This is a genomic window from Arthrobacter melezitosi, assembly GCF_054511055.1.
Window position 1 is genome coordinate 64,758 of sequence record NZ_JBTNDJ010000007.1, and the last position, 25,773, is coordinate 90,530.

At 61.6% G+C, this 25,773-nt stretch carries 14 protein-coding genes and 1 pseudogene; 10 read left to right on the forward strand and 5 right to left on the reverse strand.

Going from position 1 to position 25,773, the window contains the following annotated elements; all coding sequences use genetic code 11:
• Positions 1-428 precede the first annotated feature (428 nt).
• A complete protein-coding gene (locus ACX80W_RS09790) occupies positions 429-1,415 on the reverse strand; it encodes an endonuclease NucS domain-containing protein (RefSeq protein WP_459282742.1) in 987 nt (328 codons plus the stop codon).
• 183 nt (positions 1,416-1,598) lie between these two features.
• On the opposite strand from ACX80W_RS09790, the gene ACX80W_RS09795 reads away from it, so the two are divergent.
• The 4 genes and pseudogenes from ACX80W_RS09795 to ACX80W_RS09810 all read left to right on the forward strand — a co-directional run bounded on the left by ACX80W_RS09795 (position 1,599) and on the right by ACX80W_RS09810 (position 6,140).
• On the forward strand, positions 1,599-2,165 hold the full coding sequence (locus ACX80W_RS09795) for a hypothetical protein (protein WP_459282744.1): 567 nt from the start codon (positions 1,599-1,601) through the stop codon (positions 2,163-2,165).
• A gap of 95 nt (positions 2,166-2,260) precedes the next feature.
• A pseudogene (locus ACX80W_RS09800) lies at positions 2,261-2,977 on the forward strand (DUF6994 family protein); the annotation flags it as partial.
• Positions 2,978-3,805: 828 nt separating this feature from the next.
• Positions 3,806-4,207, forward strand: coding sequence for a hypothetical protein (locus ACX80W_RS09805; protein ID WP_459282746.1), 402 nt, complete (start codon positions 3,806-3,808; stop codon positions 4,205-4,207).
• A 571-nt stretch (positions 4,208-4,778) separates the two neighbouring features.
• A complete protein-coding gene (locus ACX80W_RS09810) occupies positions 4,779-6,140 on the forward strand; it encodes a GmrSD restriction endonuclease domain-containing protein (RefSeq protein WP_459282748.1) in 1,362 nt (453 codons plus the stop codon).
• Positions 6,141-6,199: 59 nt separating this feature from the next.
• Here ACX80W_RS09810 and ACX80W_RS09815 read toward each other — a convergent pair whose 3' ends face one another.
• The gene (locus tag ACX80W_RS09815; protein WP_459282749.1) at positions 6,200-6,454 is read right to left on the reverse strand and encodes a hypothetical protein; all 255 of its coding nucleotides are present in this window, start codon (positions 6,452-6,454) and stop codon (positions 6,200-6,202) included.
• A gap of 272 nt (positions 6,455-6,726) precedes the next feature.
• On the opposite strand from ACX80W_RS09815, the gene ACX80W_RS09820 reads away from it, so the two are divergent.
• Positions 6,727-7,866, forward strand: a complete 1,140-nt coding sequence (locus ACX80W_RS09820) for a ScyD/ScyE family protein (RefSeq protein WP_459282751.1) — start codon at positions 6,727-6,729, stop codon at positions 7,864-7,866.
• Between the two features lie 325 nt (positions 7,867-8,191).
• Here ACX80W_RS09820 and ACX80W_RS09825 read toward each other — a convergent pair whose 3' ends face one another.
• From ACX80W_RS09825 to ACX80W_RS09835, 3 genes are read right to left on the reverse strand one after another with little or no spacing between them, the layout of a single operon-like run.
• The gene (locus tag ACX80W_RS09825; RefSeq protein ID WP_459282753.1) at positions 8,192-9,064 is read right to left on the reverse strand and encodes a DUF6339 family protein; all 873 of its coding nucleotides are present in this window, start codon (positions 9,062-9,064) and stop codon (positions 8,192-8,194) included.
• A complete protein-coding gene (locus tag ACX80W_RS09830; RefSeq protein ID WP_459282754.1) occupies positions 9,061-10,074 on the reverse strand; it encodes a hypothetical protein in 1,014 nt (337 codons plus the stop codon). The genes ACX80W_RS09825 and ACX80W_RS09830 overlap by 4 nt, the downstream gene beginning before the upstream one ends.
• The gene (locus ACX80W_RS09835; protein WP_459282756.1) at positions 10,071-12,167 is read right to left on the reverse strand and encodes a helix-turn-helix domain-containing protein; all 2,097 of its coding nucleotides are present in this window, start codon (positions 12,165-12,167) and stop codon (positions 10,071-10,073) included. Before ACX80W_RS09835 ends, ACX80W_RS09830 begins: the two co-directional genes overlap by 4 nt.
• Before the next feature lie 410 nt (positions 12,168-12,577).
• On the opposite strand from ACX80W_RS09835, the gene ACX80W_RS09840 reads away from it, so the two are divergent.
• The 5 genes from ACX80W_RS09840 (at position 12,578) to drmB (ending at position 25,739) form a co-directional block, all read left to right on the forward strand.
• Positions 12,578-13,726, forward strand: a complete 1,149-nt coding sequence (locus ACX80W_RS09840) for a DNA cytosine methyltransferase (protein WP_459282758.1) — start codon at positions 12,578-12,580, stop codon at positions 13,724-13,726.
• 314 nt (positions 13,727-14,040) lie between these two features.
• On the forward strand, positions 14,041-18,651 hold the full coding sequence (locus ACX80W_RS09845) for a DEAD/DEAH box helicase (protein ID WP_459282760.1): 4,611 nt from the start codon (positions 14,041-14,043) through the stop codon (positions 18,649-18,651).
• Positions 18,641-20,458, forward strand: a complete 1,818-nt coding sequence (locus ACX80W_RS09850; protein ID WP_459282762.1) for a UvrD-helicase domain-containing protein — start codon at positions 18,641-18,643, stop codon at positions 20,456-20,458. Before ACX80W_RS09845 ends, ACX80W_RS09850 begins: the two co-directional genes overlap by 11 nt.
• Positions 20,459-23,659 carry a helicase-related protein gene (locus ACX80W_RS09855; RefSeq protein WP_459282764.1) on the forward strand — a complete coding sequence of 1,067 codons (3,201 nt, stop codon included), beginning with the start codon at positions 20,459-20,461 and terminating at the stop codon, positions 23,657-23,659.
• Complete coding sequence (gene drmB / locus ACX80W_RS09860; RefSeq protein WP_459282766.1) at positions 23,652-25,739, forward strand: DrmB family protein; 2,088 nt, start codon at positions 23,652-23,654, stop codon at positions 25,737-25,739. The genes ACX80W_RS09855 and drmB overlap by 8 nt, the downstream gene beginning before the upstream one ends.
• Positions 25,740-25,773 lie beyond the last annotated feature (34 nt).

The following is a 25,773-nucleotide window of genomic DNA, read 5'->3' on the forward strand; positions in this document are numbered from 1 at the left end:
GTAAGAGTACGGCTCCATCGGGGGTTTCTGCGAGCTACCACCGTTAGGACAGACCGCCGCATTTCCGCCGGACGTCCTACCCGGTACCTCGCGGCCCGCTCGTTCTTCGATCGCTTCCGGTACCCGATCCGCACCTGGTCGTAGTAATCACCTGTTGGTGAATGAGGATTCTTGATTCTTCGACGCCGGCCCCTTTGAGAGCTTCGACCTGCATCGCTGCGGGCTGGTCTGTGGTGCTGATCCTGACGTACCCGAGCGTCACGCAGCTCTCTGCAAGAGCATGACCGCGGAACGCTAACACCGCCGGCCTCCAGGCTGTCAACGAGAACATCCACGCTTAGCGACGGGACCGCGAGGCAGCCCGGGACCTGCACAAGAAGAGGCCGTCCGCGCCGGATGGCCCCTCTGTCAGTTCTGTGTCCTGCTGCTCATTCTTCGAGGTGGAACTCCACCCGGTAGCGCAGGAACCGAATGTTGGGTGCGACCGACAGTGCCCTGCGGATCCGCGTGTCATCCTCCTGGGCGATGATGACGCCATCGACGCCCTGGCCCGGCTCGGCGAGTTCGGCCTTGGCGTAGCCCATGTAGCGCTGGATTTGGCCGACGACGACGTCGCTGGCGCGGCCGCGCTTGAGTTCGACAACCAGCAACCGTGTGCGGTCCTTGCTGACGGCCAGGATGTCCATTGGGCCGGTGTCGGTCAGATACTGTCGGCCGATGACGCCTTCCTCCTCCGTGGAGTAGATGTCGTACTCGGCGCCAAGCGCCGTACGGCTCCAGTTGTGCACCAGGAAGTCCTCGAGCTGCTTTTCCATCTGGAAGGCCAGCGGATCCTGCACGTCGGGCGGGATGACCTCGGCGGCCGGCACCGGGGTGGGAGCGTCAGCGGAGCCGGCATTCGTGAAGTCCGCCGCCGGGGAGCCAAGGTCGGTGAGTCGGGTGAGCTCGGCCAGCTCGGGTGCGTGCTCCGGTGAGAGCTTCTTGATGGTCTGCGGGGTCCCGGCGGCCGAGGCCAGCCTCGGGCTCATCAAGGTCCGGTCGAAGGACCCCCTCCAATCGACGCGGCGCCGGTGTGGCAGCACCTGTTCGGGGTGGAACTCATAATCCGAAGCGACGATCCCGAAGTGGTAGCGGATGGGGCTGGCCGTCGGTGCGAGCACAAGGTCTCCGATCGCCATGGTCTCCGCTGCCGCGTGCAGGCTTCCCATCGCTTGCGCTGCAACGATCTTCGACATGCCAGGATGGAGGCCGATGGTCACCGGGATCATGGCCTTCCGGAAGGCCTCCGGGCCTTGCCCAAGGTGGTCTCTTATGTCGTGGTCCTGAACGAAGTCGACGCCCAGATAGCCGGCCTCGACCAGCTCGTCCACGTTGGATCCTCCGGTGCCGAGGCGCACCACCCATGATGTCGTCATTGCTCCCCATTCGATGACCGGACCGCCTGCTTCTGCGGCAATCCCCTGATGCGGACCACGTCTGTGCCGCCGAGCCCATTATCCCTGGCGGGCCTTCGCACCTACGCCTGGGCTCCAAACCTGACTATCCTGCTCTGGCCGAACATCTCAGGTAGCCGGTTACGATCAGGGGAACCCAAACAGATGGAGACGACGTTGTCCGACGTAGCCGCACCACAGAACGATCCTCAGATCGCCAGTTCCATCACGGAGCGGGAGGCCCGAGCCGCCGTAGCCGTTCTGCGGGAGGTCGCCTCCCGGTACAACGGGACCATCACCTACGGGGAGCTCAAGGACCAAGTATCGAAGCTCACCCACCGGTCATCCAACCAGCTCGCCAACACGTGGGCCGACCGGGTGCTCAACCGAGTCATCAGGATCTGTGAGGCCGACGGGCTCCCACAGCTGACCGCCCTCGTCGTCCGGGCCTGGGACGGAGGGGTGGGAGACGGCTTCAATGCGATCCTGACACGCTCCGGGCGCGACCGCATCGATGACCCGCAGCTGCTGGAGGTCGTCGCCGCGGAGGAGCGCCTGAACTGCTATCGACAGTTCTGCCCGGACTTCCCGGAGGACGCGGAGCCCACGCTCACCCGTGTGTACAAGGCCCACGCGGCCCGGCGAAACAAGCCGGAGCCCCGGGAGCGTCCCGTCTGCGGTTCATGTGGGCTCCAACTGCCAGCCACCGGCATCTGCGACGCCTGTGACTGACCCGACGGCTGGTCCCAGGTTGAGGACCGGTGTGCACATACACTCCACCTATGCGCGTCTTCGACATCACCTTCGACTAAAAGTCCGATGTACGAACAGGGAAAGACCCGGACAGCCACAGTCAGGAGCTCAAAGCTGATCACGAGCTGCTGTGGACCAAGGCACTGAGCTCCGATGTCCTTTTCGCGCCCACGGAGCCGACCGACCCGAAGACCCGGCGGAACAACTACCTGATGTTCGAGCAGACCCCCGATAAGAAATTCACGTTCGGCAGCGACGCCATCACGAACTCCTACACCAAGTGGAGCAGGCCGAAAGCCTTGGTCGAGGCCAAGGCCGGATTGAGCGCGAAGCAGAAGCTCCGCTATTTCAACCCGCCGTACACGATCGGCAGTGCCATGATCTGGCCCGTCAGGAAAATACACCGGCCCACCATGAACACCGCACGAGGCATGCGCGGCAAGATCGCGGACCGCATGGACCTGACCATGGAGTGCATCCGGCGCCACTACGCACAAGAGCCCGGCAATCCTCTCGCCGATGTCACCACCAACTACGCAGACTTCTTTGAGCTCTTCCGCACTTTCGAGCAGTTCGTGAAGTTCTTCCATTTCCAGGACCTCGTGACGCCGGAAGGAAAAATCGACTTCTTCCTACAGCAGGGCGAGGACTTCAAGCGCTCCGGTGTCCCGGTCACGACGGATGAGTACGTGGAAGTCCGGGAGGCGTCGCTGAAGTTCATCAAACTGCGGGGCGACCGGATGGCCGACTGGGTCGAGGAGAACCATTCAGGCATCGAGGTTCGCCGGTAACGTCGGCTGCCCGGCCGACCGGCGAAGCATCCCACTGCAACCCGGTGACTGACCCCACTGATATATCCAGCGGGTAAAGGTTCGGATGCGTGCCGTGCGGCATGGCATTCACCAACGGCTCATGCCCCACCATCGCCCTCGACACGGACTGCCTCTTCGACTGGAGCACCCGGTTCGCGGATCCTTGTAGAACAGGTGCCTAGGAGTGGAAACAGCTCCCCGGGACCTTATGGTTTTGGTGGCGCGCTCCGGGTGCGGCGTCCACGAGCCGGACGACCTAAGGAGTGCCTTGACCGTAAGGGTCAGGCTGACGCTGATCCAGTCGGATTCCGACCGACACGCTTCCAGATCTCTTCCTGGAGAGCATGCGCAAAATACTCAGGAATAGGCGACTGGCTATTCGCAGACGTGAGCCAGTAATTTCCAGTAAGTCGCCCATAGTCGTTGAAATCAACTTCGGCGGTCCATGTCGACAAGCCGCTGTTAGATCGCACCTCAAGCAGGACGTTGACTCCAGTGGATGTGATTCGAGAGACTCGGGGTGTATGGTCGGCTACCCGCGTCGCGATCGTGACGAAATCCCGCTGATTCAGACGATCATCAAACTTCATGGGGGAGCTTTTCCGGCGGCTGGTTTCCCGAGCGGATCGATAGGTTTGGACGATGCCACCGCCGATAAGGGCCGCGGCTCCGCCTACCAATAGCTTGTCCAAAAAACCCACGACGTCCCCTATCTACGTTCCCGCTGACAATATACCCGGCGTGAAGACGAATGATCCTCCGTGAGGTGGATTGTGTGGGATTTGCTGTGGCTCTATCGTTCTCCATATGAGTCTCACGCCGTTTACCGACAGGGCGAAGAAGATCGCCAAGGCTATTGGGTACAAAGCCATGCAAGAGCATAGCGACGATGCACGCTCGGATTCCTGGTGGAACAACCTCGTCAATCATGGGCCGTGGAAAGGGTCAGGCGAGAGCCGGGTGTTCCCACCTTCGGTAGAAACGATCCCCGGCATCGCGAAGCTTTTCGAGAGCACAGAAGCCGAGGTTTACGCGATGATCGCAGCCGACTGGTACGGCGTAGATTCCGACGCCGTTATGACGCATCGCGTACTCACGTTCGCATCCGCAATCGACACGCTGGACGAGTCGGACGCCAAGATCATTCTTGAACTGATACCGAGGCTCAACCATGCGTCGTTGGAAAGATTCATCAACGAAGAACTCTGATGCAGCGCCCCGTATTCCCGCAGTTATCGCGACTTCCTTTCGAGGCCGAGCCTCGGAATAAGTTTCCGGATTACTGATGTGACTCGCAGCTTCGAACGAGTCGAGGGTGCGTAGCCCGCTTCGAAGGCCTGAAATGGCCCACAAGCGCTCCGGCCATGTACTAGCAAGTCCTAGCTCTCCCGCTTTCTGACAAGTCCGGCAGGTACGAGCACTACATGGATATTGTTGAGGGTCTGCAGTCGACTGCGAATCTCCACCGGCACCCGTGCCTCACGAGAGGCGTCGACGTGGCGCTTCACTACCTGGCGGCCGTTCGACCGGAAAGGCCTCCACTCCAGCCCACGCCTGAGTCATACCTCCTCTGCAAAACGAGGGCCTCATCCATCTAACCGACGATCAGATCTGCTCATCAAGATGCTCGAGACTGGACTTCCTCAGCTTGTAGCGACTGGATTGCGCCTGGACGTACGTTCCCTCACGGACAACCTGATTGTGGCTCGGCCGAAAATGTTTCCGCCGGCTGTAGGATGACCACCGCACTACATTCGCTTTTCCGCTGGGGGACAATTTCATGCGCAAACCTTTCGGGCAGAGCCCTGCCTCAAATCCAATGCCCGAAGGGCCGAAACGCCGCAGAATCGAACGATCCACCTGGATCGCGATTGCGGTCGCACTCCTTGCCATTGTCGTCGCCGACACGGCGAACCTCACCGGCGGAGCCCTCGGTTCCACGGCGCTGGTCTTCCTGGCGACGGGCCTCTACGCCCTGGTCTCGGGAAGACCGTCGTGGCTGCGCCTGCCGGACCGGAAGGCCGCCGGCATAGCGGTTGCCGTCAGCGTGGTGGCCCTCATCGCAGGCATCCTTCTCAATCCTCCGGCCGACGCACCGGAGAGGACCGCGGCCGCCGACAAAACGGCGGTCAGCGCACCAGCGGAAACGCCGTCACCGCCCCCTACGCCCACTCCCCGCCCGAGCACCACCAAGGCGCCGGAACCCACCCCGACCCCGACCCTCGACGTCGCCCCCCTCGATACCGACGAGGTGCCTGCGCTCACTGTGCAGGGAGCCGTCGCGCCGCAGAGCCAGCCCGCGGCCGGCACCAAGGCCCTGGCGCTCCTTGAGACCCTGCCCATCAAGGGGCGGGCACCGAAGACCGGCTATGACCGGGACCAGTTCGGCACCGCCTGGGCCGACGTCGACCGCAACGGCTGCGACACCCGGAACGACATTCTCAAGACGCAGCTGTACGACATCGTCTTCGCCAACAGCGTGCCCTGCAAGGTTGCCGCGGGTGTGCTCGACGACCCGTACACCGCGACCACCATCCGGTTCATCCGCGGACAGGCCACCAGCTCGGCGGTGCAGATCGACCATGTCGTCGCGCTCTCCGACGCGTGGCAGAAGGGTGCGCAGCAGCTGAGCCCCGAGCAGCGCATGGCCTTCGCGAACGACCCGCTCAACCTTCAGGCAACCGATGGCCCGACCAACCAGCAGAAGGGTGACGGCGACGCCGCCACCTGGCTGCCGCCGAGCAAGGCCTTCCGCTGCACCTACGTCGCGACGCAGATTTCGGTGAAGGCCACCTATGGGCTGTGGGTCACCCAGGCCGAGCACGACGCCATGGCGTCCGTCCTTGGGTCCTGCGGCGACATCGACGCGCCGACGAATCAGGAACCTCCCGTCGTCGAGCCGGCCCCGGTCCCCGCACAACCCGAACCGGTTCCTGCGGCGCCTGCGCCGGCTCCGGCGCCCGTCGCTCCCGCACCGGCTCCCGTCGCTCCCGCGCCGGTCGTGCCCGCTCCGGCGCCTGCGCCGTACTACCCGAACTGCGCTGCGGTGCGTGCCGCGGGGATGGCGCCGATCAATATCAGCACGCCCGGATACGGCCCCCATCTCGACCGGGACGGCGACGGCTGGGGCTGCGACAGCTGACCCTGCTCAGGCGAAGCGCTTGGCTCAGGGTGCAACTGCTCCACGCTGGGCGGCCCGTGTCACCACCACTCGTGCCCGCAGGAAGGGTTTTGGCACTGCCAGGCAGGTGTTCCCAGTTCACGCTCCCCCGTCTTCGGGTTCCGGCGTTCCCTTACCTCGATGCAGCAGCCGGCGAACACGGTGTAGGGCATGGTCGCCTGCTGATCGGGCAGGATCATCCCGTAGGCGATGCGCCACGCCTCGGACCGGCAGACCGGGCACAGGCGCCGCCGTCGGGCCCGCGGGGCGCTGGTTGTTTCGTTGGCCGATTCCATGCGCCCACTGTAGAGCGGCGCACCCACTCTTGTTCCTGCCGGCTCCGCTGAAGATTTTTGTAACCGGATCAGCAGCCGTCCACAGCGCGGTGCGGGGCGAATCACACCGGAGTAATACCGTGGACAGTCGATCAGGGCCGTCATAGCATGAAGCGACGCCGCCCATCCGGCCGATTACGGGGGTAGCAGTGCGCCAGTGGTGAATCCACTGCTCGGTTACTGGGACCGCTTCATCGCGTCTTGACCACCCGTAAGACCTGAGGATTCATCCCATGAAGGGTAATACTGCGCGTCTTTTCAGCACCACACTTCTAACCGTCGCCCTCACGGGAACCGGCGCCGCTGCCGGTACGGCCGGCGTCCAGCATCATGGCGGAGGGACCGTTTCGCCCGGCGAGCCGACGGAGCTTGCGAACTCCCTGCTCAGCCCCCTGCGCATTGCCGCTGGTCCGGGCGAGTCGACCTACGTCACCCAGAACTTCGGGGGGTTGTTGAGCAGCGTCGACAACCTTGGCGTCACCACGAACCTGGTGGAGCGCCCCAATATCGAGGTGGGTGGCGTCACGACGCACGGGCCGGACACCTACTTCACCGAAAGCGTCGGCGGCCCGGGCGAGACGAGGCCGCTGGTCGCCAACGTCAGCGTGCTCCGGAATGGCGCCGTCACCGTTCTGGCCGATCTCGCCACGTTTGAGACCGCCAACAATTTCGACGCGAAATCCGAGTACGGGCTGCAGAATACCCCCCAGTCGTGCCTGGACCAGCTGCCGCCGCCGATCGCTCCCTATGCGGGCCCGCACGGCGGTGAGGTGTATTCGCATCCGTACGCGACGGCGCTGGATCCCACCGGTCACACCCTGTTCGTGGCGGACGCGGGCGCGAACTCGATCTTCGCCGTCGACTTGGCGACCGGGGCGGTTCGATTCATTTCGCTCATCGGGCCCGTTCCGACGGTTCTCACCGCGGCAGATGCCGCCGAGTTCGGGTTGCCGGCATGCACCATCGGACAGACCTACAACTCGGAGCCGGTGCCGACGGACATCGAGGTCGGGAAGGACGGCTATCTGTACGTCTCGTCGCTTCCGGGCGTGCCCGAGGGCGAGATGGCAGGGTCGGTCCTCAAGATCGACCCGGCGACCGGTAACGGGGCATCGGTGATCGTCGGCCTCCACACGCCGACCGGTCTGGCGTTCGACGACAAGGGCAACCTCTTCATCGCCGAGCTCATGGCCAACCGCATCTCGGTGGTGCCTGCCGGGACGACGAAGGCCGTGTTGTTCACCCAGGCAGTGCTGCCGGCCGACGTCGAGGTTGACGAGAAGGGACTCTTGGCGACGACGAACGTGCTGCCGGCGCCGGATGCTCCGCCGAACGGCATGCTTATGAGGTACGGGTTGGTGTACGGCGGCTGACCCTAGTTCAACGACGAAGCCGCGCCTTTCGCCAGCCCAGCGGGAGGCGCGGCTTCTTCCCGATCAACCACCTTGTTTCCAGGGACAGCCTCGTTGGGGTCGCATCCGGCGAGGCGCGGTCGCGGACATCCTCGGCGCCCCTCCATCCCCCTCCCGCTGCCGCGACGGCCTTCGTTACCCTCGGTCAAGGGACGACGGCGAATCGAACGGCATCGGTCGCGGATGACCTGCATTTGCGCACGTACTCAGAGCCCTTGGCCTGACCGCTGCACCGCGCCTGAGAGCTGCGCGGCCCTCGACATGAGGACCGCGGTACCGTCCAGTGTCAGCTATCCTTCTTTCCTCGGATGGGTGCCTCGGCCAGTAGCTCGGTTAGGAGCGTCTGCATCCGTTTGACAGCCTTCGCGGGAACGGGCGGATCCTCAGGCCCGTCCGGCAACGACTTGAAGTACTCGCGCACGTCATGGTCGTCAGCCTGGCTCTCCCAATAGCGGCGAGTGTCGGCGTCGAGTCGCTCGTCAAGGGCAAGCGCGTCGAGCACCAGCGTGCTAGCGGCGGCATTGACAGCCTTTGCGAGGGCATTGGCTTCGCGACCGGTCCTGAGCCCTTCTCCGTCTTCTCGCCGCAGCACGGCCAAAGCTCCCTGCGCGGTCGGTCGGTGGTGAGCCACGTCCATGCGGAAGAGGTTGTTGACAATATCTTGGTTTGACAGAGCCAGTTGGGCTGGCGCGTAGTCCTTCCCATCCCGGAACAACTCGGCCATCCACCACAGCCGGGCCAGGGCATGCTTGTAGTCCGGACCGATGAAACGTTCGGTCTGAGTAGCTTTTTCCGTGTCGGTTTCGCCTGCAGGTGGACCGAAGCGCCAACGGACATAGTCAGCAGCCCACAAGCCGAGGAAGCGCCACACGCCACGGTTGCCTGCCTCCCTTCGCGACAGGCGTAGGGCCGCATGCAGGCGAGGCCCGAGCCAGGCATCGGAACTAGCCGCGTTCGCCTGCTCGTAGTCCGCCATGGTCTTGTCCAGCAGACGGCGGACGTTTGCGAGATTGTGGGGGCGAACCCCTCTTGGACGGTTCACGTAGTCTGTGACGTCGATATCCTCAAGCCCGAGCCGGAAGGCGGGGGACAGGCGCGCGGCGGCGTCTACCTCCCGCAAGACGGACTCCTGGTCCAGCGGAAAAGCGATGCCGGTCATTTGTCTGCCTCCTTAGTGGCGTCTTTTTCAGCGTCCTTCTCTAACAACTCAATCCCATTACGTAACAAGGCCGGCAGACCAACCTGTCGAGCGGTGGCTGGGAGGAGCCTCTCCAACAGGTCGCCGGAGCCGTCCCGGCTGTCGCGAGCGGCGACCGCCTCGACAAGCGCATCGTCGGGCGCAAGTTCCGGGTAAATGCGAGCGAACAGCGACTTGAGTACGACCTCCTGCCACCCCTCCCGCGGGAACTCTGGCAGCTGGGTCTCCGAGTCCAGTTCGACGCTGTTGAGCGCGGTGACGAACATGGCCGACCAGACGTCGCTGGCGATGTTGCCACGCGTGCTGTGGTAGAGCGCCTCCTCAGCACGTGGACGGCGCTTACGGTCGCCCAATAATGCCTCGAGACCCTCGAAGCCGTTGTTGAGCAGGAGACTCGGGTCCTCGGGGTCCAGCCGCAAGTAGTATGGGTCGCCGCTAAAGCTCTTGAGGTAGGGGCGACCCTCGTCATTGGCGAAATCGACCCAAGATACTCTGATGCTGCCGTGGACAGGACTAGGCGGTAGATCATCGAAGGCCACGGTCCAGGTGTCGCCGCTACCGATCACCCGATTGCCTACTCCTTCCACCTCCGCGTGAATCAGCGCGCGCAGGGTGGCTCGGCCGAACCACTGGTCCCGGTCGAGTTCGATGGAGCCCTTCCAACGGGCATTCGTGCCTGTGTCGGCTTCGAGCACCACGGCCTGCCGAGTGTTGGAGTACCCGCAGTTGACTTGCAGTACGGTTTGCGGGTGGCCCCACTTGCCGTCAGCAAGCTCCACCTCGGGACCGGTCACTGTCACCTCGACTTGTGCCCGCTCCCAACCGCGCTCGTCAAGCTCGGCGAAGGCGATCTGGGCCATGTCGGGGTTAATGTACTCGGTGGACAGCGGCTTGTCGTCGATGAGGACCCGGTCGACTTTGAGCCGCACCGAATTATCGGGCAAGGTGTCATAGGGGTAGAGGTCCTTCATTTGATGCTCCCTTTGTATACGCGGACATCCACGAGGGCCTTTGCCCGGCTGGCGCCGACGGGGTGGGTGGTGGTATCGGTGACGCCCCTAAAGCGGATGGTCCGGACCCCGACCTCGGCGACGATCAAGTCGCCGTCGACCGCGCACTGGCTGAGCGGGGTCAGCGACTCCCAGACAACGGGGATTGCCGCCCCGGACTCGGTGCCGAAACGAATTGTGGGACTGAAGCGCCACGCGTCCCTGCGGGGAGGCAGCGCAACCGTCGCCTCGATTACCCAACGACCGCTGACGTCGGGGCGGCCGGAGACGCTCTTGACTCTGGGGCGCTTGGTTGTCCCCTCTCCGGGAGGGCTGATGCGAAGCAACTCCTTGATTCCGTCAGGCCCATCAGAGGAGTCCTGGCTGGGCCGGCTGACGATCTCGCGGATGCCCCCGCGGACCTCTCCCCAAAAGTCCTGAAGCGCTTTGCGGTAGCCCGTAGCGTAGGAGCGAGACACGTCCGCTGTGACCACCCAGTCGTTGTGAGCGGGGGGCTCGGCAGCGCGCAGAAAGCGCTCCGCTGCGCGATCAGCGGCCTCGTTTCCTGCCGCAAGTCCTACCAGTACGAGCGCGTGGAATGGCCGTGACCCCATCGGCAGCGGCTGAACCGACTGGCGCTTGATGATCATGTGACTGCCACGCATGAAGTAGACCTGGTTTACAAGGTCGTCATCCTCGCCCGCCTCACTGACCAGCAGCACAGCCTCATGCTCCGTGACCCCGTGGGCGCCATCCGCAGTGCGCTTGGGCACCTTCAACGTCACGGTTTTCTGGACAACTTGACCGGGCTCCTCCAGCGCCTCGACGGTCACGCCGTCCAGATAGGCTCGAAGCATTGCTGTCTTCACGGGCTCGCGGTCGACCGGATCGACAACCTCCTCCTTTACCTGCTTGCCGTTGCGTTCAGAGCGCACGATAGCGGTCATGAGGCTGGGCTGTTCCTCGCTGCGCTCCACCATAGCTGGCCAGAAATTGCGAGCCAGCGCCCGGGCCAACGCGTCATGCATTTCCTCTACGGAGTTGTGGTCACCCTTGGGATCAAAGGCCCCGACGATCAGAAACGATGTGCCCGAGCGGTCATCTACCCGCTCAAGCAGCGTGTCGATGGCGAGCGCGTTATTGCCCCAGTAGGAACGGGTGCAGCCCTTGTCCGGGTCCTCCTCGCCAAACCAAGCAGGACCGGCGAAGGCGACTTCAGTTCCGTCCCCGCTCGGCAGCCGGTGCCATGGGAGATCCATTCGTCCAATGAATCGGCCCTCCCGGTGCCCGTTCTGCGCCACGGACAGATTTGAGTTCACGAGTACGAGGCCGAACTGCGAACAGGCCCACATGACGGACTTGCCGAGACCGTAAGACCCGCCAGCGCTGTCACCCTTCTGACTGTCCAGGATGTTGCGGACCACAGCCATGTACTTACCGTCGTCGTATTCCTCGCCAAGCAGGCCGTTCGCACCGTAGTCCTCGATTTTCAATACAAGTAGCCGCGCGTCCTCGTCGAGGGCCCGCAGCCCTTCTTTAATCACCGTGGCGACCTTCTGCTGGCTGGTCGACGCCGCCTCCAGGTGCGGCCGCAACTCCCCGAACTTGATGGAATCGAGAAAAGACTTCAGGCTGGGACCCGACAGCTCGCTGATCGTGTAGCGGGCGACGACATTCGCTTCACCATCGCGCTTTTCGTCGAGAATGTTCTGGCCAGTTTCCCGAGCAAGCGTGTCGATTCCCCCGGTGAAGGCGAATCCAGCGGCATTGCCCAGCTCTCGCCCCCCGTCCTGCGGTGCTGGCCGGTAGTACCATTTGCAGGACATGCGGTAAGTTTCCCGGTCCTTCGGATCGATCACCCTCGATGGCCCATCGCCGTGCCCCAGCAGCAACCACGCCGGCGGCACCTCGAGCCACTCAGCGATCTTTAAAACGTTGCCCTGGCTGGGGGTCTTCGTACCCGCCCGCCACTGCGACGCGGTCGCCGCTGACACCCCTACCGCTGCCGCGAGCGCAGCTTGCGTCTTGCCCTGTTTCTGCAGCTCTATATCAAGGCGCTCCTTGAACGTGCTCATTGAACCTCCTGTCGTCTGAATGATTAGTGCTGACTGTATGCACCCTGATGTTCCAAGTCAACTCTCGGCTAACTTCTTATGCCAAATACGGATCGTACGCCTCTATAATTAGCTAGAGGCTACCTTCATTGCCCGCTGGTCGATTTTTGGTCTTCAAGATCCATATGTGGCCTGTGGTCTGAGCGCTACTTACCGCCAGCACCCACAGACTTTGGCAAGGCGGATCGGTCTCGCTTGTCGTCCAAGGGCCAATTGGGCCTCGTTTACGGCACCTGGAGCAGTGCCCTCAGACCTGGAAACATCCCACCACCAGTTCGAACCGTTACAGGAGGGAACTTTTCATGCCGTCTCAGATGAACACGCACACTACTGGTCCAGCTGTGGTCCACGGACCGATAAAATTGGGGCCCATGACTCCTGTACAGCTAGACCCGTCCGCTTCTACCGCTCAGATGGTGGATCTTTTCGCAGGACCTGGTGGGCTGGACGTCGCCGCACGCTGGCTGGAGTTGTCGTCGGTTGGCATCGAGTGGGATGAAAACGCTTGTGCCACCAGAGGGAGCGCCGGCTTGGAAACAGTACAGGCTGACGTGCGCGAGTACGGTCCAGAAGAGTTTCCTCACGCGACGATTCTCACCGGGGGCCCTCCTTGTCAGACCTACACAGTGGCGGGATCGGGTGCTGGCCGGCGGGCTCTGGATCAGGTGTTGACTTTTCTTGCGCGCATGGTTGAGGGAGATAACGTCACCGCCGAGCTGGCCGACCTGGATGATGTAAGAACCGGGCTGGTGTTGGAACCACTACGTTGGGTGTTGCAGGCCCACCGGATGGGGCGTCCATACGAGGTGATCGTGCTGGAACAGGTGCCGGCGGTGTTGCCGGTATGGGAAGCCATGGAGAAGGTCCTGAAAAGAATTGGATATGGAAGCGTGTCCGGGATACTCCATGCAGAGGAATTCGGGGTTCCACAGACCCGCCGCCGCGCCATACTGATAGCCACCCGGGACGGCGTGCCCGAACTACCCAAACCGACCCACCGTCGGTTCAGGAAGGCGGTGGTCGCCTCGGAGGAGCAGTCCTCATTGCTGCCTTGCGAAACCATCGGAGGGACGTTGAAGCGAGGTGGATCGTTCGTCGTTGTCTCCAACTACGGAACCGGTGGTGATCCGAAAACCCGAGGGCGCCGCACCTCCGAGGAACCGGCATTCACAGTCACAGGCAAAGTCTCACGTAATCGCCTGTTCTCAAATGGTGTCGAAATTGATCGATTGGACCTGTCGGAGGCAGGTCGGCTTCAGACATTCCCCGAGGACTATCCGTGGTCTGGGAAGGACATTTCCCAACAGATTGGAAATGCCATTCCACCCCGGCTGGCTGCCCACGTCCTCGCAGCAGCGCTCGGGCGAGAACTCGACGCGGGATTTTTCGACGAGAAGGTGGGAGAACGCTGGATGGACGCAGGAGGACAGCCTGCTTATGGCGCGGAGGTGAGCTCAGTTCAACGCCCGTCACCGGGCACGCCCCCTGGTGATCGAGAGCTAGTTTCGTCACAGCCATAAGAAGCCCGGCTACCGTCCATCCCGGTTGGTTTCGTCAGGTGACCCCATTACTGATCAGCGAATCACGCTGATCATGACCTTCGAAAGACCGGGTGTGTAATGGACCACTCTGCAGCATCATTCATCATCTTCAAGATGAGTAGGACATTGGCAGCCGCTGCTCCCAGGAATGTCACACCCGGAGACTAAGATGGTTTGAGTACTTATGCGACGGCCGGATAAGGCCTCAGTCGATCCTTAAATGAATATATGGGGGCGAACCAATGGTGGTTCAAGAAGCATGGGCAGGACTGACGTCTTCCGTCAGTCAGTTCGTGGCAGCCGAGACGCAAAGCGCACTGAACGCTTACCGGGCGCGTCCGGATCTTGTCCGTGAACACGCGAATATTGAAGCGGCGATCTCTCAAGGCGGCTACGGACGGAAGCAGCTGAACGAACTCGTTCAAAATGCCGCTGACGCCGTCAGTGAAACCGGAGGCCGCATCCGCGTTGTCCTCACACCGGAGGCGCTTTATTGCGCGAATGAGGGCGAAGCTTTCACAGAAGCTGGTTTCCGAACCCTCATGCTTTCCCACTCGTCCGAGAAACGGGATGACCAGATAGGTCGCTTCGGCCTCGGGTTCAAATCCGTAATCCAGGTGACGGACAGTCCTCAGATCTTCAGTCGCAGTGCATCCATCTCCTGGAGTCGCAGGCAGAGCCGTGAACTCCTAGAGGACGTGTACCCAGGAATGGAGACTTACCCCCTGCTGCGCATAGCTGTGCCTATCGACGCCGGCCAAGAAGCAGCGGCAGACCCAGTTCTCGCTGATCTCATGCGCTGGGCTACCACGGTCATTAAGCTGCCTCTTACAGGGAGCATAAGCTGGCTTTCGGAGGAGATGCGAAAGTTCCCCCACGAATTCCTCCTCTTCTCGGACAAGATTGGCTCCCTCGAGTTCGAGGACCGGACGCAGGCCTCCTCAATCGCGTGGACAGCGCTTCGGGAAGGCAACAAGGTGGTCCTGAGCAACGGGGAGCTCAGCGACGAATGGCTGATCTTCCAGCATCGTCACGCTGTGAGTCCCCAGGCCGCGGTTGAGGCGGGAAGCATCGCTGCCCGCGAGCTAGTCGACGTAACGTGGGCAGTTCCGCTGACCACAAACCAACGCAGGAAGCTCGGCCGGTTCTGGAATTACTTCCCGACTCAGCACGAGACCTCCCTCCGTGGGATTGTGAATGCTGCGTTCAAGATGAACGAAGACCGCCACAGCATGCTGGAAAGCCGCTACAACGAAGAGTTACTAACGACGGCGATTCCGCGGCTGGTAACGGCAGCCCTTCCGCAGCTGAGCACGCTCGGGGACCCCGCGATGTTCCTGGACATTCTGCCTTCACGTCCGAAGGAAAAAGAGTCTTGGGCAGATGGTGTCATCAACAAACCGATCTTCAAGGCCATTGCAGTCGTACCATGTCTTCCCGACCGATCCGGCACCCTCCGCACTCCGGGGCACATTAAAGTACAGCCGGAGCTTGAGGAGGCGACAAGGCTAACCTCTCTATGGGAAAGCTGGGTTGGGCTGGACCGCAAGTGGCTTCACGCGCAGGCGCTTGTGCGTGGGCGTGAGTCACAAGTCAACCGGATCCTGACGGAGGCCAACCAGAAACGCTCCTCCGTGGAGGAATGGCTCGAGGAGGTTGTGTCGGGCGGCGAGTTGCAGGATTTCGAGAATGCATTGCAGCTCGCCGCAATAATCGACAAGTCCTACGACGAGCACCGCACTGCTATGCGACGCAGCCGCATCGTTTTGATGGCCGATGGCAGCGTCCGAGCCCCGATTACATCGCGGGTGTTCCTGCCTATGGATCCAGAGGACGAATCCGAAAACCTCGTCTCGTACGATCTGCTTCACCACGGAAATGCCAACAGCTATCTTCGGGCGCTCGACCTTCAAGCTCAGGACGGCCATGGGCGAATCAACCGCGTGGCCCGGGAAGTATCCGAGGACTACGAGAACATCCAACTCGCTGAGTCCCTGTGGCGTTTGGCTCATTCCCTCTCGGTGCCCGAAAGCCTGTCAGTAATCAAGGACCGGACAACTCCGTCGAAGATCCTTGTCCGCTGCGGGGATCACAAGTGGCGTCCTCTGGGCGACGTATGGGTCCCTGGAACGCTAATCACGGGCAACAGTATCGGCGACGAGGGAGTGTTGATCGATGAGCAGTTCCACCGTCACCACCTCACCCTGATCAAGACTCTGGGCGCTCGAACAGGCCTCGAGGAAGCCCAAATGACCCGATCCGGTGCTACCTACGACCTGTGGAAGACAGCCGAAGCGAAGAGGATCTCGGAGGAATCCCGCACTGGACCGGCACCTGTCTCGGACGCCGGAATCAAATTTGATCAGGCACTGACGACCGAGGGGCTTCACCGCCTGGTAGATGCATCGATGGCAACGCGGGCCAAAATTACCCAACTTCTCCTTGATCGGCAGCAGTATCCCACTCGGATCAAGTTCACCAACACCTATAGGCCGGACGAGTTGATCGACGGACCCGACCTCTGGTGGGTAAAGACCTACGGCGTCCTTGACACCCCGCTTGGGCTCGTCGAGGCCAACAGGTGTGTCGGGCCGGTAGAGGGAATCCCCGCTGAGTACCTGCCCTTCCCCGGAGAGAATGCGGCCAAAGCCCTCACACTGCCAACTGAGGTCTCACATATCTTCTGGGCCTTCGTCCTGCCCCTTGCCGAGAAGCGGCTCCCTTTGGGTAGGCTCCATGAGCTGTATGGCTTACTAGCCAAGTTCGGGGTCAAGGTTCCAAAGGAACTCCTCGTCGCCCTGAGAGGCAGTGGGAACACCCGATACCTCACGAAGGAAGTAGTTCTCGCAGCTGACGAAAAATCCTTTCAGTACCTGACAGAGATTGCTGGCGCTCCAGTACTCTTCACCGGTCATCCGGAGCTCGATGAAGCGCTGGCGGAGAACTGGAAGCTCAATGTCCAGGCCGTACAGTTCCATGTCGAAGTCCAGCACACCCCTGCACAGGACGCGAGCCCGTCGGAGATTCGTGAGCAGTACCCGTTCATCCGGCGTGCTGCAAGCGAAGTGAAGGCAAGCTTGCTCTGTGTGCCCTGCGACTCGATCGAAGAAGTTCGGACCAACACATATGATTCCCGCGTCGTAAAAGTACCGAAGCAATTCCATCGCGAGGACCAAACGCTGTATCACCTGCGAGGTCAGACGCCGCAGGGATTGCTGGCCATCATTTTGGCGGCGCACGGCAGCAAAAAGTCCGCCTCCGACGTGGCCGCCACAATGAGGGAGTTGAAGAAGGAGGCGGAAGCCCAGGAACGGCGGGATCGTGTCGGTCGGCAGAAGACGGACGCAGGCAAAGTCGCGGAACTGGTGGGAAGATCCACCCTCCGGAGCCTTATTCCTGAATCTGTAATCGCAATGCTCGCGCACCGCGACCTCGAACTCACCGACCAGCGCATGTTCGATATCGTGAGCAATCTCCATGGAGCCAGCCTCCTGAAGAAGCTCAAGCCGGCGCTCGAAGAGGCGGGAATCGAAACCCCTGATCACTTCCGGGGCGGCCGATCTGCCCAGGAATTCGTACGCGAACTAGGATTCTCGCCGGCCATGGCAGGGCAGGCCACCAAGAAAAAACCCGAACGCGAAGAGATCGTAGGGCCCGTTCGCCTCAATCCCCTGCATGCCTACCAAGAGTCAGCTAGCCGGAAGATCACCGACCTCCTTGCCGGACGTTCGAAATCCACCCGCGGGCTCGTGCAACTTCCGACCGGGGCCGGTAAGACCCGAGTTGCCGTGGAGTCTGCAGTCAGGGACATCGCTGGTGCGCCGGGGAAACGCTTGATCATCTGGATCGCACAGTCAGAAGAACTCTGCGAACAAGCCATCGACACCTGGTCAATTGTTTGGCAGTCCACCGGTCCTTCCGGTGAACGGATGGCGGTGAGCCGGCTCTGGGGCGGCAACAACGCTGTGCCCGAGGAAACCAAGCTTCACCTCGTCGTGGCGACAATTCAAACTCTCGCAAGTATCCAGGAAAGTCGTCGCCAGATGTACGACTGGATGTCCAACCCCGACCTTGTAATCATCGACGAGGCGCACGGGGCCATTGCTTCCTCCTACACCCCGGTCCTGGCCTGGTTCGGTCGGTCCTTCACGGATAAATCGAACTTGCTCTTAGGGCTGTCTGCGACTCCATACCGCGGCTCGAACGAGATCGAAACTGAACGACTTGTAGCACGCTTCGGCCGCAACCTGATTGAACCTGACGAGTTCAGTGCGGACAACGCACACGAGTACCTGCAAGGTCTCGGCGTGCTCGCTCGCGTGAACCACGAAGAACTCCGCGGCATCGACCTGAAACTGAAAGATGTACCTTCCGCTCGGGATGAAACGGCTCAGAGCGCAATGCTCGAAGCGCGACTTGACCTCCAGCAGGTTGCGGAGAGCACGCAGCGGAATGAGGCTATCCTCGACCACATCAAGGCGTCGGAAGCTGCTGGACCGACTTTGGTGTTCGCCGCTTCCGTAGCTCACGCTGAAGCGCTGGCTGCGGTGTTGTCGGTTGAAGGCATCCCTGCTGCCGCAATATCCGGTAAAACGGACCTCGGACATCGGCGCGCCATCATCGAGGACTTCCGAGACGGCAAGGTAAGAGTGCTTACAAACTTTGACGTGCTGACCCAGGGTTTTGATGCCCCGAAGGTGGAAACAGTGTATGTCTGTCGTCCAACGTTCTCGCCGAACAAGTACATCCAGATGATCGGGCGCGGGCTCCGAGGCCCACTGAACGGAGGTAGCGAAGAGGTGTTGATCGTCAACGTGAGAGACAACTTGGATCAGTTCGGGACGGAGCTGGCGTTCACGAAGTTCGACTATTTGTGGAACCGCGAGGGAGCAGATGCTCGCTGAGTTTCAGCTGGACGCCAGTCAGCGAGCAGTGTCGGAGGCAGAACCGGAGGCTCGCCTGTTTGTCACAGCTTCCGCCGGACAAGGCAAAACTGAGGTGCTGTTGGCACGGGTGAAGTACCTGGTCGAGGAAGGTCTGAACCCGGCCGACGAGATTCTGGTCTTGAGCTTCTCTCGAGCCGCCGTCGAAGCCGTCCGGAAACGAGCCCGGAGCCATGATCTTGATGGACTTCAGATCCGAACCTTTGACTCCTTCGCCGCCCAGATACTAATTGATCAGGGCGAAGGTGACACAAGCTTCTCCGGCGGGTTCGACGCCCGAATACGAAAAGCAACCGACTCAATCGCCGGCGAAGAACGGCCGGAGCGGCTGACGTACCTCAAGCATGTCCTCATCGACGAGGCCCAGGATCTGGTAGGTGACCGAGCAGAGTTGGTCCTCTCCATGTTCCACACCCTCGACGAAGACTTCGGGTTCACCGTGCTGGGTGATCCCCTTCAGGGCATCTACGACTTTCAGCTGGATGAGTCCAAGTCCCAAATGACCTCGGGCCAATTCATCCAAAGGCTGATCGAGGAGTTCGACGCCGACCACAAATCGCTGACGGAGCACTACCGTGCTCTAACGGAGCGGACGAAGGACCTCATTTCCATTGGAGAAGAGATCAGAGGTCTCGGCCGATTGTCTGAGTCGTATGAGAGCGCACACGCGTTGCTCAACAGCTTCCGCCGGCAGTCGAGCAGCGCTTCGGTACTGCACGAATCCGGTCTGCTAGAGCCGCCTTCGGACAGCAGCACCGCACTACTGTGTTCCACCAACTACGAAGCCCTCATAGCCAGTGAGCTCTTGTGGGAAAACGGATATTCTCACCTTATTCGGCGCCGGGCGCAGGAAATGAGCGTTGCACCGTGGGTGCACCAGGTGTTTCAGGGGTTGGAAGACCGGTCCTACTCAGGCACCGAAATCAAGGAACGACTGGCAGCTGCATTCGGTGAAGAAGCGGAAGACCTCTGGCTGGCGCTGAAGACAGCGGAGGGGAACTTTGCTGCATATGATTCACTGAACGTTCCGCAGCTGAGCCAGCGTCTCCGCAGTCGTTCCATTCCGCTGAGTCTGACCGTGGAAGATGTCGCGCCTTTGGTGATCTCTACTGTGCATCGGGCAAAGGGTCTTGAGTTCACAAATGTGCTGTATCTGCAACCGGAGTTTGGTTCACCCGCATCCAAAGAGAACGCGGCCACGCTGAGGCAGAAGTATGTGGCCCTCAGCCGCGCGCGGGAAGAGGTCGTTTCCACGAAACTTCCGAAGAAGGCCCTCAAACGTGCGGAGACATCGCAGGGACGGTGGCTGGAAAAGGCCTACGGGAAGCACGGCCCGTACACAGCTCGCATGGAATTCATCAACTCAGATATCGACGATTCCTTGCCCTACTACCCTGCCGACGGCGATGCAGCGGCTATACAGAACAACCTCGTCCTCGAGGATCTCCTAGGACAGATTGTCTCCGGATCGCTGGAATCCGCACCGGAGCCGGGTGAAGTGCCCCGATACGTGCTCACAACCGATGACGGCAAGGTGATTGGGCGGACGAGCACATCATTTGCTTACGCTCTCAAGAACAGCTTTAGCTTCAAAAACAATCGCAACTATCAATGGCCGATGGGGTTCACCGGCGCCCGCGTCACGTCCATCGAGTGCGCTACCGGTCACCCGGAAGAGACGAAACTGACGGGGCTGGGGTCGTCAGGAATGTGGTTGGTCCCTCGACTGACCGGTTTGATCAAGCGGACCACGAACCAGGAGCAATAAGTGTCGAAACTAGATGCCAAGTACGCCTTCCGTCGAGAGATGGTGGACCGCCTCGAGACAGACCTGTACGGACCGGGTTCACAGGACGAGCTCATCACTGAACGCCCACTGGAGCGTTACGTCACGGGCGTGCTGTGGCCTGCAGCCGACGACACCTACGTCGAAGCCCCGGACGAGCCCGAATCCGTTTCCGCCGTGTCGGGCGAAACCGCAGTCGACAGCCCCGTAGCGAATGCGCGGCTTACATACCCGAGCAGTGTGGGTATGACGGTCTCGGTCGATACGCGACTGGCATCGAAGCTGAATGTGGCACCGGTCGCAGCACGCTATGCACCCGTGCAGACGAATCGAGAGAGCGGGAGCAAGAGGCGCGACGTGTACGACTGGCAACGGCAGCCGGCCGACTTGGGTGTGATCGACATCGAGCTGGACGAGCCGGGACCACGGCATCACCTACTCGAAGGCGGAGCACTCGAACTCTATGCTCTGGTCCGTCCGACGGAGAACGATATCGTGACTGTCACGGTCGTTCTTCGGAATACCCAGCCGAAGCCTGGCGCCTCCGAAGACAAGGACGTGGCCTGCTGGTTCCAAGTCGGTCTGACCGCCCGCACGGAGCGGTCCGCTTTGGTTGATCGGTCCAAACTCCGCGCCGATCTGCCTGTTGATGAAGACCTCGCCTCCGCAGAACTGCTCTACCGGAACCACATGATCTTCGGTGCCGGTCATGGCTGTGCGGTCGAAGTAGAAGATGACGACGTCGAGGGTCGGCGTTGCCGCCGAGTAGCGACGACCTTCGTCCCGCGACAGGACGTCCATCGCTCGATGGCGGGCGGAAGCGCCGCCGATCTGTCGCTCTCGCTCCTGGGAACCGGCACGCGCAAGGAAGTCCTCGCTCAACTGATGCAGCTGGCCACGGACTACTCGTCGTGGATAAAGGCAACCACGGAATCGATGTCCGCCGACGGGCCGTCCCATGTCCCCGCGCACCTCCAAGGTGTTGCTGAAGGTCACATGGAGCAGGCTGCTGAAGCACACGGGAGAATCACCAAGGGAATCGGCCTTCTGGCTGACGACGATGTCGCATTCGAAGCTTTCCAGCTCGCCAACAGAGCGATGCACATGCAGCGTGCTCGTCAGGACTGGGTCCGTAAAGGTGCTCGCGGCGACTTTACGCTCGGCGAGCAGTCCTGGCGTCCATTCCAGATCGCGTTCATTCTCATCAATCTGCCGTCAGTAACAGATGACCAGCACAAGGAGCGCGACATCGCCGACTTGTTGTGGTTCCCGACAGGCGGTGGCAAGACCGAGGCGTACCTCGGATTGATCGCGTATCTCCTCCTACTTCGCCGTTTGCGTGACAGCACCGTCCAAGGCGTCGCAGTGATCATGCGATACACCCTGCGGCTCCTGACGATCCAGCAGTTCGAACGTGCGGCTATGCTCATCTGTTCACTCGAGTCCGTCCGCCAGCACGACGAACGACGTCTCGGCGCGGAAGCATTTGGCATTGGACTCTGGGTAGGGGGCGGCGCGACGCCCAACGACATCCGCACGGCCAAGACAAACCTCGCCAAGCTCAGGCGGAACGAGGATGTGGTCGAGGGGAATCCACGCCAGATCGAAGCGTGTCCCTGGTGCGGGACCCGGCTCACCGTCGACGACTATCGGATCATCAAGGTTCCCTATGACCGCATGATCGTGAGCTGCGCGAACGAGCATTGCCAGTTCAGCGATGGCCTGCCGGTCCACATCATCGACACCGATGTCTACCGGGAGCGGCCCGAGCTCGTCATCGGGACTGTGGACAAATTCGCAAGCATGGCCTGGCGCGGTGAAGTCTCCACCCTCTTCGGACGGCATTCGGCGTCGGATCTCGGTCCCGACCTGATCATTCAAGACGAGCTGCACCTGATCTCAGGCCCTTTGGGGTCGACAGTCGGCCTCTTCGAGACAGCAGTCGATCTCGCGGCAGGGGGGATCAATCGCCCCGGCGGGATGGACAGACGCAAACCGAAGATCATCGCCTCGACGGCAACCATCCGTCGAGCCGAGCAGCAAATCCGTTCCGTCTTCAATCGAGACTCCCGACTCTTCCCGCCGCCCGGGCTCGACCCGGACGACTCCTTCTTTGCTGAGAGGGCGCCGTCGGACCAATTTGGGACCCGACAGTACGTAGGCGTACTCGCCTCGGGAACCAGTCATGCGACGCTGATGGTCCGCACGTACGCATCGCTACTCCATTCGGCTACCGTCATCGATGCGGACGAGAAGCCGGACCGCGACCCCTATTGGACGCTCGTGGGTTACTTTAATAGCCTCCGCGTCCTGGGCTCCGCCTACCTCCAGGTATACGACGACGTCCGCGCCCGTCTCTCCCTCCTGGCACGACGCGAGGGACGCGAATCCTCACGCAGCATCCAGCTCAGCGAGTTGACGAGTCGCGTCGAGAACCACAAGATCCCCGAGGCGCTAAAGGCGCTCGAGAAGAGCTTGATGAGTGGGCTTACCCCCGAAGACGTCGTCCTAGCTACCAACATGATCTCGGTGGGCCTCGACGTAGACCGGCTGGGCCTCATGGCTGTCATGGGTCAGCCTCAGTCCAGTGCCGAGTACATCCAGGCAACCAGCCGTGTCGGACGGCAGCACCCGGGTCTCGTCGTGACGATCTTCAACGCAGCACGGACTCGCGACCGCTCGCACTACGAGTCCTTCAACGACTTCCATGGCGCCTTGTACCGAGCGGTCGAAGCCACCAGTGCTACACCTTTCGCCGCCCGGTCTCGAGACCGTGGTCTTCACGCTACGCTCGTATCCGCTCTCCGAATGCTCGTTCCGGAACTTCGAGTGGAGGCCGGCCAGGTCCGGGTGGAGTCTCATCTGGTCGATCAGGTCATGTCCCTCATCGGAGACCGGGTGGAAGCGATCGATTCCGAGGAAGCCGCGGCGACACGGGAAGAGCTCGAACGGCTGGTGAACATCTGGCGGAAGGCCGCCCTCGACGACGTCGACCTGCCGTACCAGGAGAAGCGGAGCAGTCCTCGTTCCCTGCTCATCGATTCGAGCAAGGCGCTCGAGGATCCCGACTTCGTCTACAGCACCAGTAGCACGCCGTGGCCGACCCCGCGCAGCATGCGGGATGTAGACGCTGAGACCACCCTCCGGCCCGCACCCCTAAGGAAGGACGCTTCTCTTGGCTAGGAAGACTTACGCTGCACGTCGCAGCCAGCTTATTTCGACGTTCGGAGTCGGGAGTCTCTTTCCGGCCGAGAACAACAGCTTCATGATCACGAGCATCGATCAGTGGGACAGGAAGCATCTCAAGCCTGTCAGTGAACCTCGTCTGGCTCGCAGTCTCGGTGTATCCCAACTGCTGTTGCCGCCGGCGGGCACACGGGGCAAGATCCCGGTCGTGCGTTTCCCGCAGATGCTCGTCTGTCCGAGCTGTAATCGGATCGGTACGGTCAAGCAATTGCAAGCCTCGTACGAGGACCCGAAGTGCGGTCTGTGCAAGTCGCTGGCGCCATTGACGCCGTCCCGTTTCGTCATCGCCTGCGAGGACGGCCACATCGATGACTTCCCCTACAGCTACTGGGCCCATGGTTACACCACGAAGGACGACGCCGAGCACAAGCTGAGCCTCCTGTCCGAGGGCCGCACGTCCTCGCTCTCCGATATGGTCGTCCGCTGCTCGTGCGGGAAATCCCGAACCATGGCTGATGCATTCAACTCGATCGCGCTCAAGGAGATGAAATGCCAGGGTAATCGTCCCTGGCTCGGATGGGGTTACCGGGAACGGGAGTGCGGGAAGCCGCCAAAGACCGTCCAGCGTGGTGCTTCCAACGTCTGGTTCCCAATTGTCCGCTCTGCGATCTCCATTCCGCCCTATTCGGAGTTTCTCGCTAAGGTCGTCACGGCCAACGCATCGCAGCTCAGCAAGCCCCAAGCGCTGGAACCCGGCTCCACATGGGTGCTGGAGGGAATCGTCGAGAGCTTCGGTGGACGCTTCTCAGTCGACGAACTGCGCGCGGAGATGAAGCGCCAGTTCCATGGTGACCGCGAGACCGACCTGTCGGAAGGGCAGCTCCGCGAGCAGGAGTTCATGGCGTTGATGAACGGCCGCCGCGACAGCCCCGACACGGACTTCGTCGCCGAGAAAGTCGCTGTCCCCGAGTCTCATTCCCACTGGATCAAGGCCACTCGAAAAGTCACGCGGCTTCGAGAGGTCCGTGCACTCTACGGCTTCAGTCGGCTGCACCCCCGTAGCGAGGACAATCCAGACGCGACGAAGTCTCCACTCTTCCCGGACGACAACAAACAGAACTGGTTGCCTGCAATCGAGACCCTGGGCGAGGGTCTTTTCATCGCACTTGACCGACATCAGGTCGAGGAATGGGCGAAGACGGATTTCGCAGCAGGGAGAGAGAGAACCCTCAGACAGAACGTGAAGCGAGCTGCCGAGCAACGCGGCCTTGAACCAGTACCGGTGAATATCGCGGAGACATTGATCCATACGCTCTCTCACATCATCATCGATCAGCTCTCGCTCGATGCGGGATATCCGGCGTCCTCCATCCGTGAACGCCTTTACGTCGGCCAGGATCAGGTGGGCGTGCTGCTGTACACGGCGTCTTCCGACTCGGCAGGAAGCTTGGGCGGCATCGCCGCGCAGGCAGGGCCGGGCCGTCTCGGTGCCGCTCTCGACGAGGGCCTCTTCAGGACTTCGTGGTGTTCTGCAGATCCTGTGTGCATCGAGTCCCGGGGTTCTGGGACCGATGCCCGTAACCTCGCCGCGTGCCACTGCTGTGTGTTGGTCCCGGAGACCAGTTGTGAGCTGTTCAATTCCAACCTCGACCGGGGGACGCTGTTCGGGGTGCACGGGCAAATCGGGCTCGGCTTCAGGGATTGGGCGGAGTTGAATCCACTCCAGTCGTCAGCCGGCGCCGGCGCTCCTGCAGCCGCTGAAGTGGATAGCGACGTCCCTGAAAGCGTCCGCCAGAGCCCGTGGCTCACCGTCTTCGCCGAGTCCGGCCCGTCGCTGCGTGAGCTCGTCTCGGAACTGGTGGAAGCCGAGGTCGAGCCGGGCGATTGGGGCTCCGATATTGGCCCACACAACCAATGGCAGATCGACCTCTCCTGGCCGGGCGCACGGGTCGCAGTGCTTGAGGACAGGGACGAAACGCGCGACGACTGGCTGGCCGAGGAAGGCTGGACGATTTACCACACGGCTGATTTCGCTCCAGGTGACCTGGCTGACAAGTTGGCGGACAAAACCTACTAGGTACCGGGTGGGGGGGGGGGGGGGGGGGGGCCCC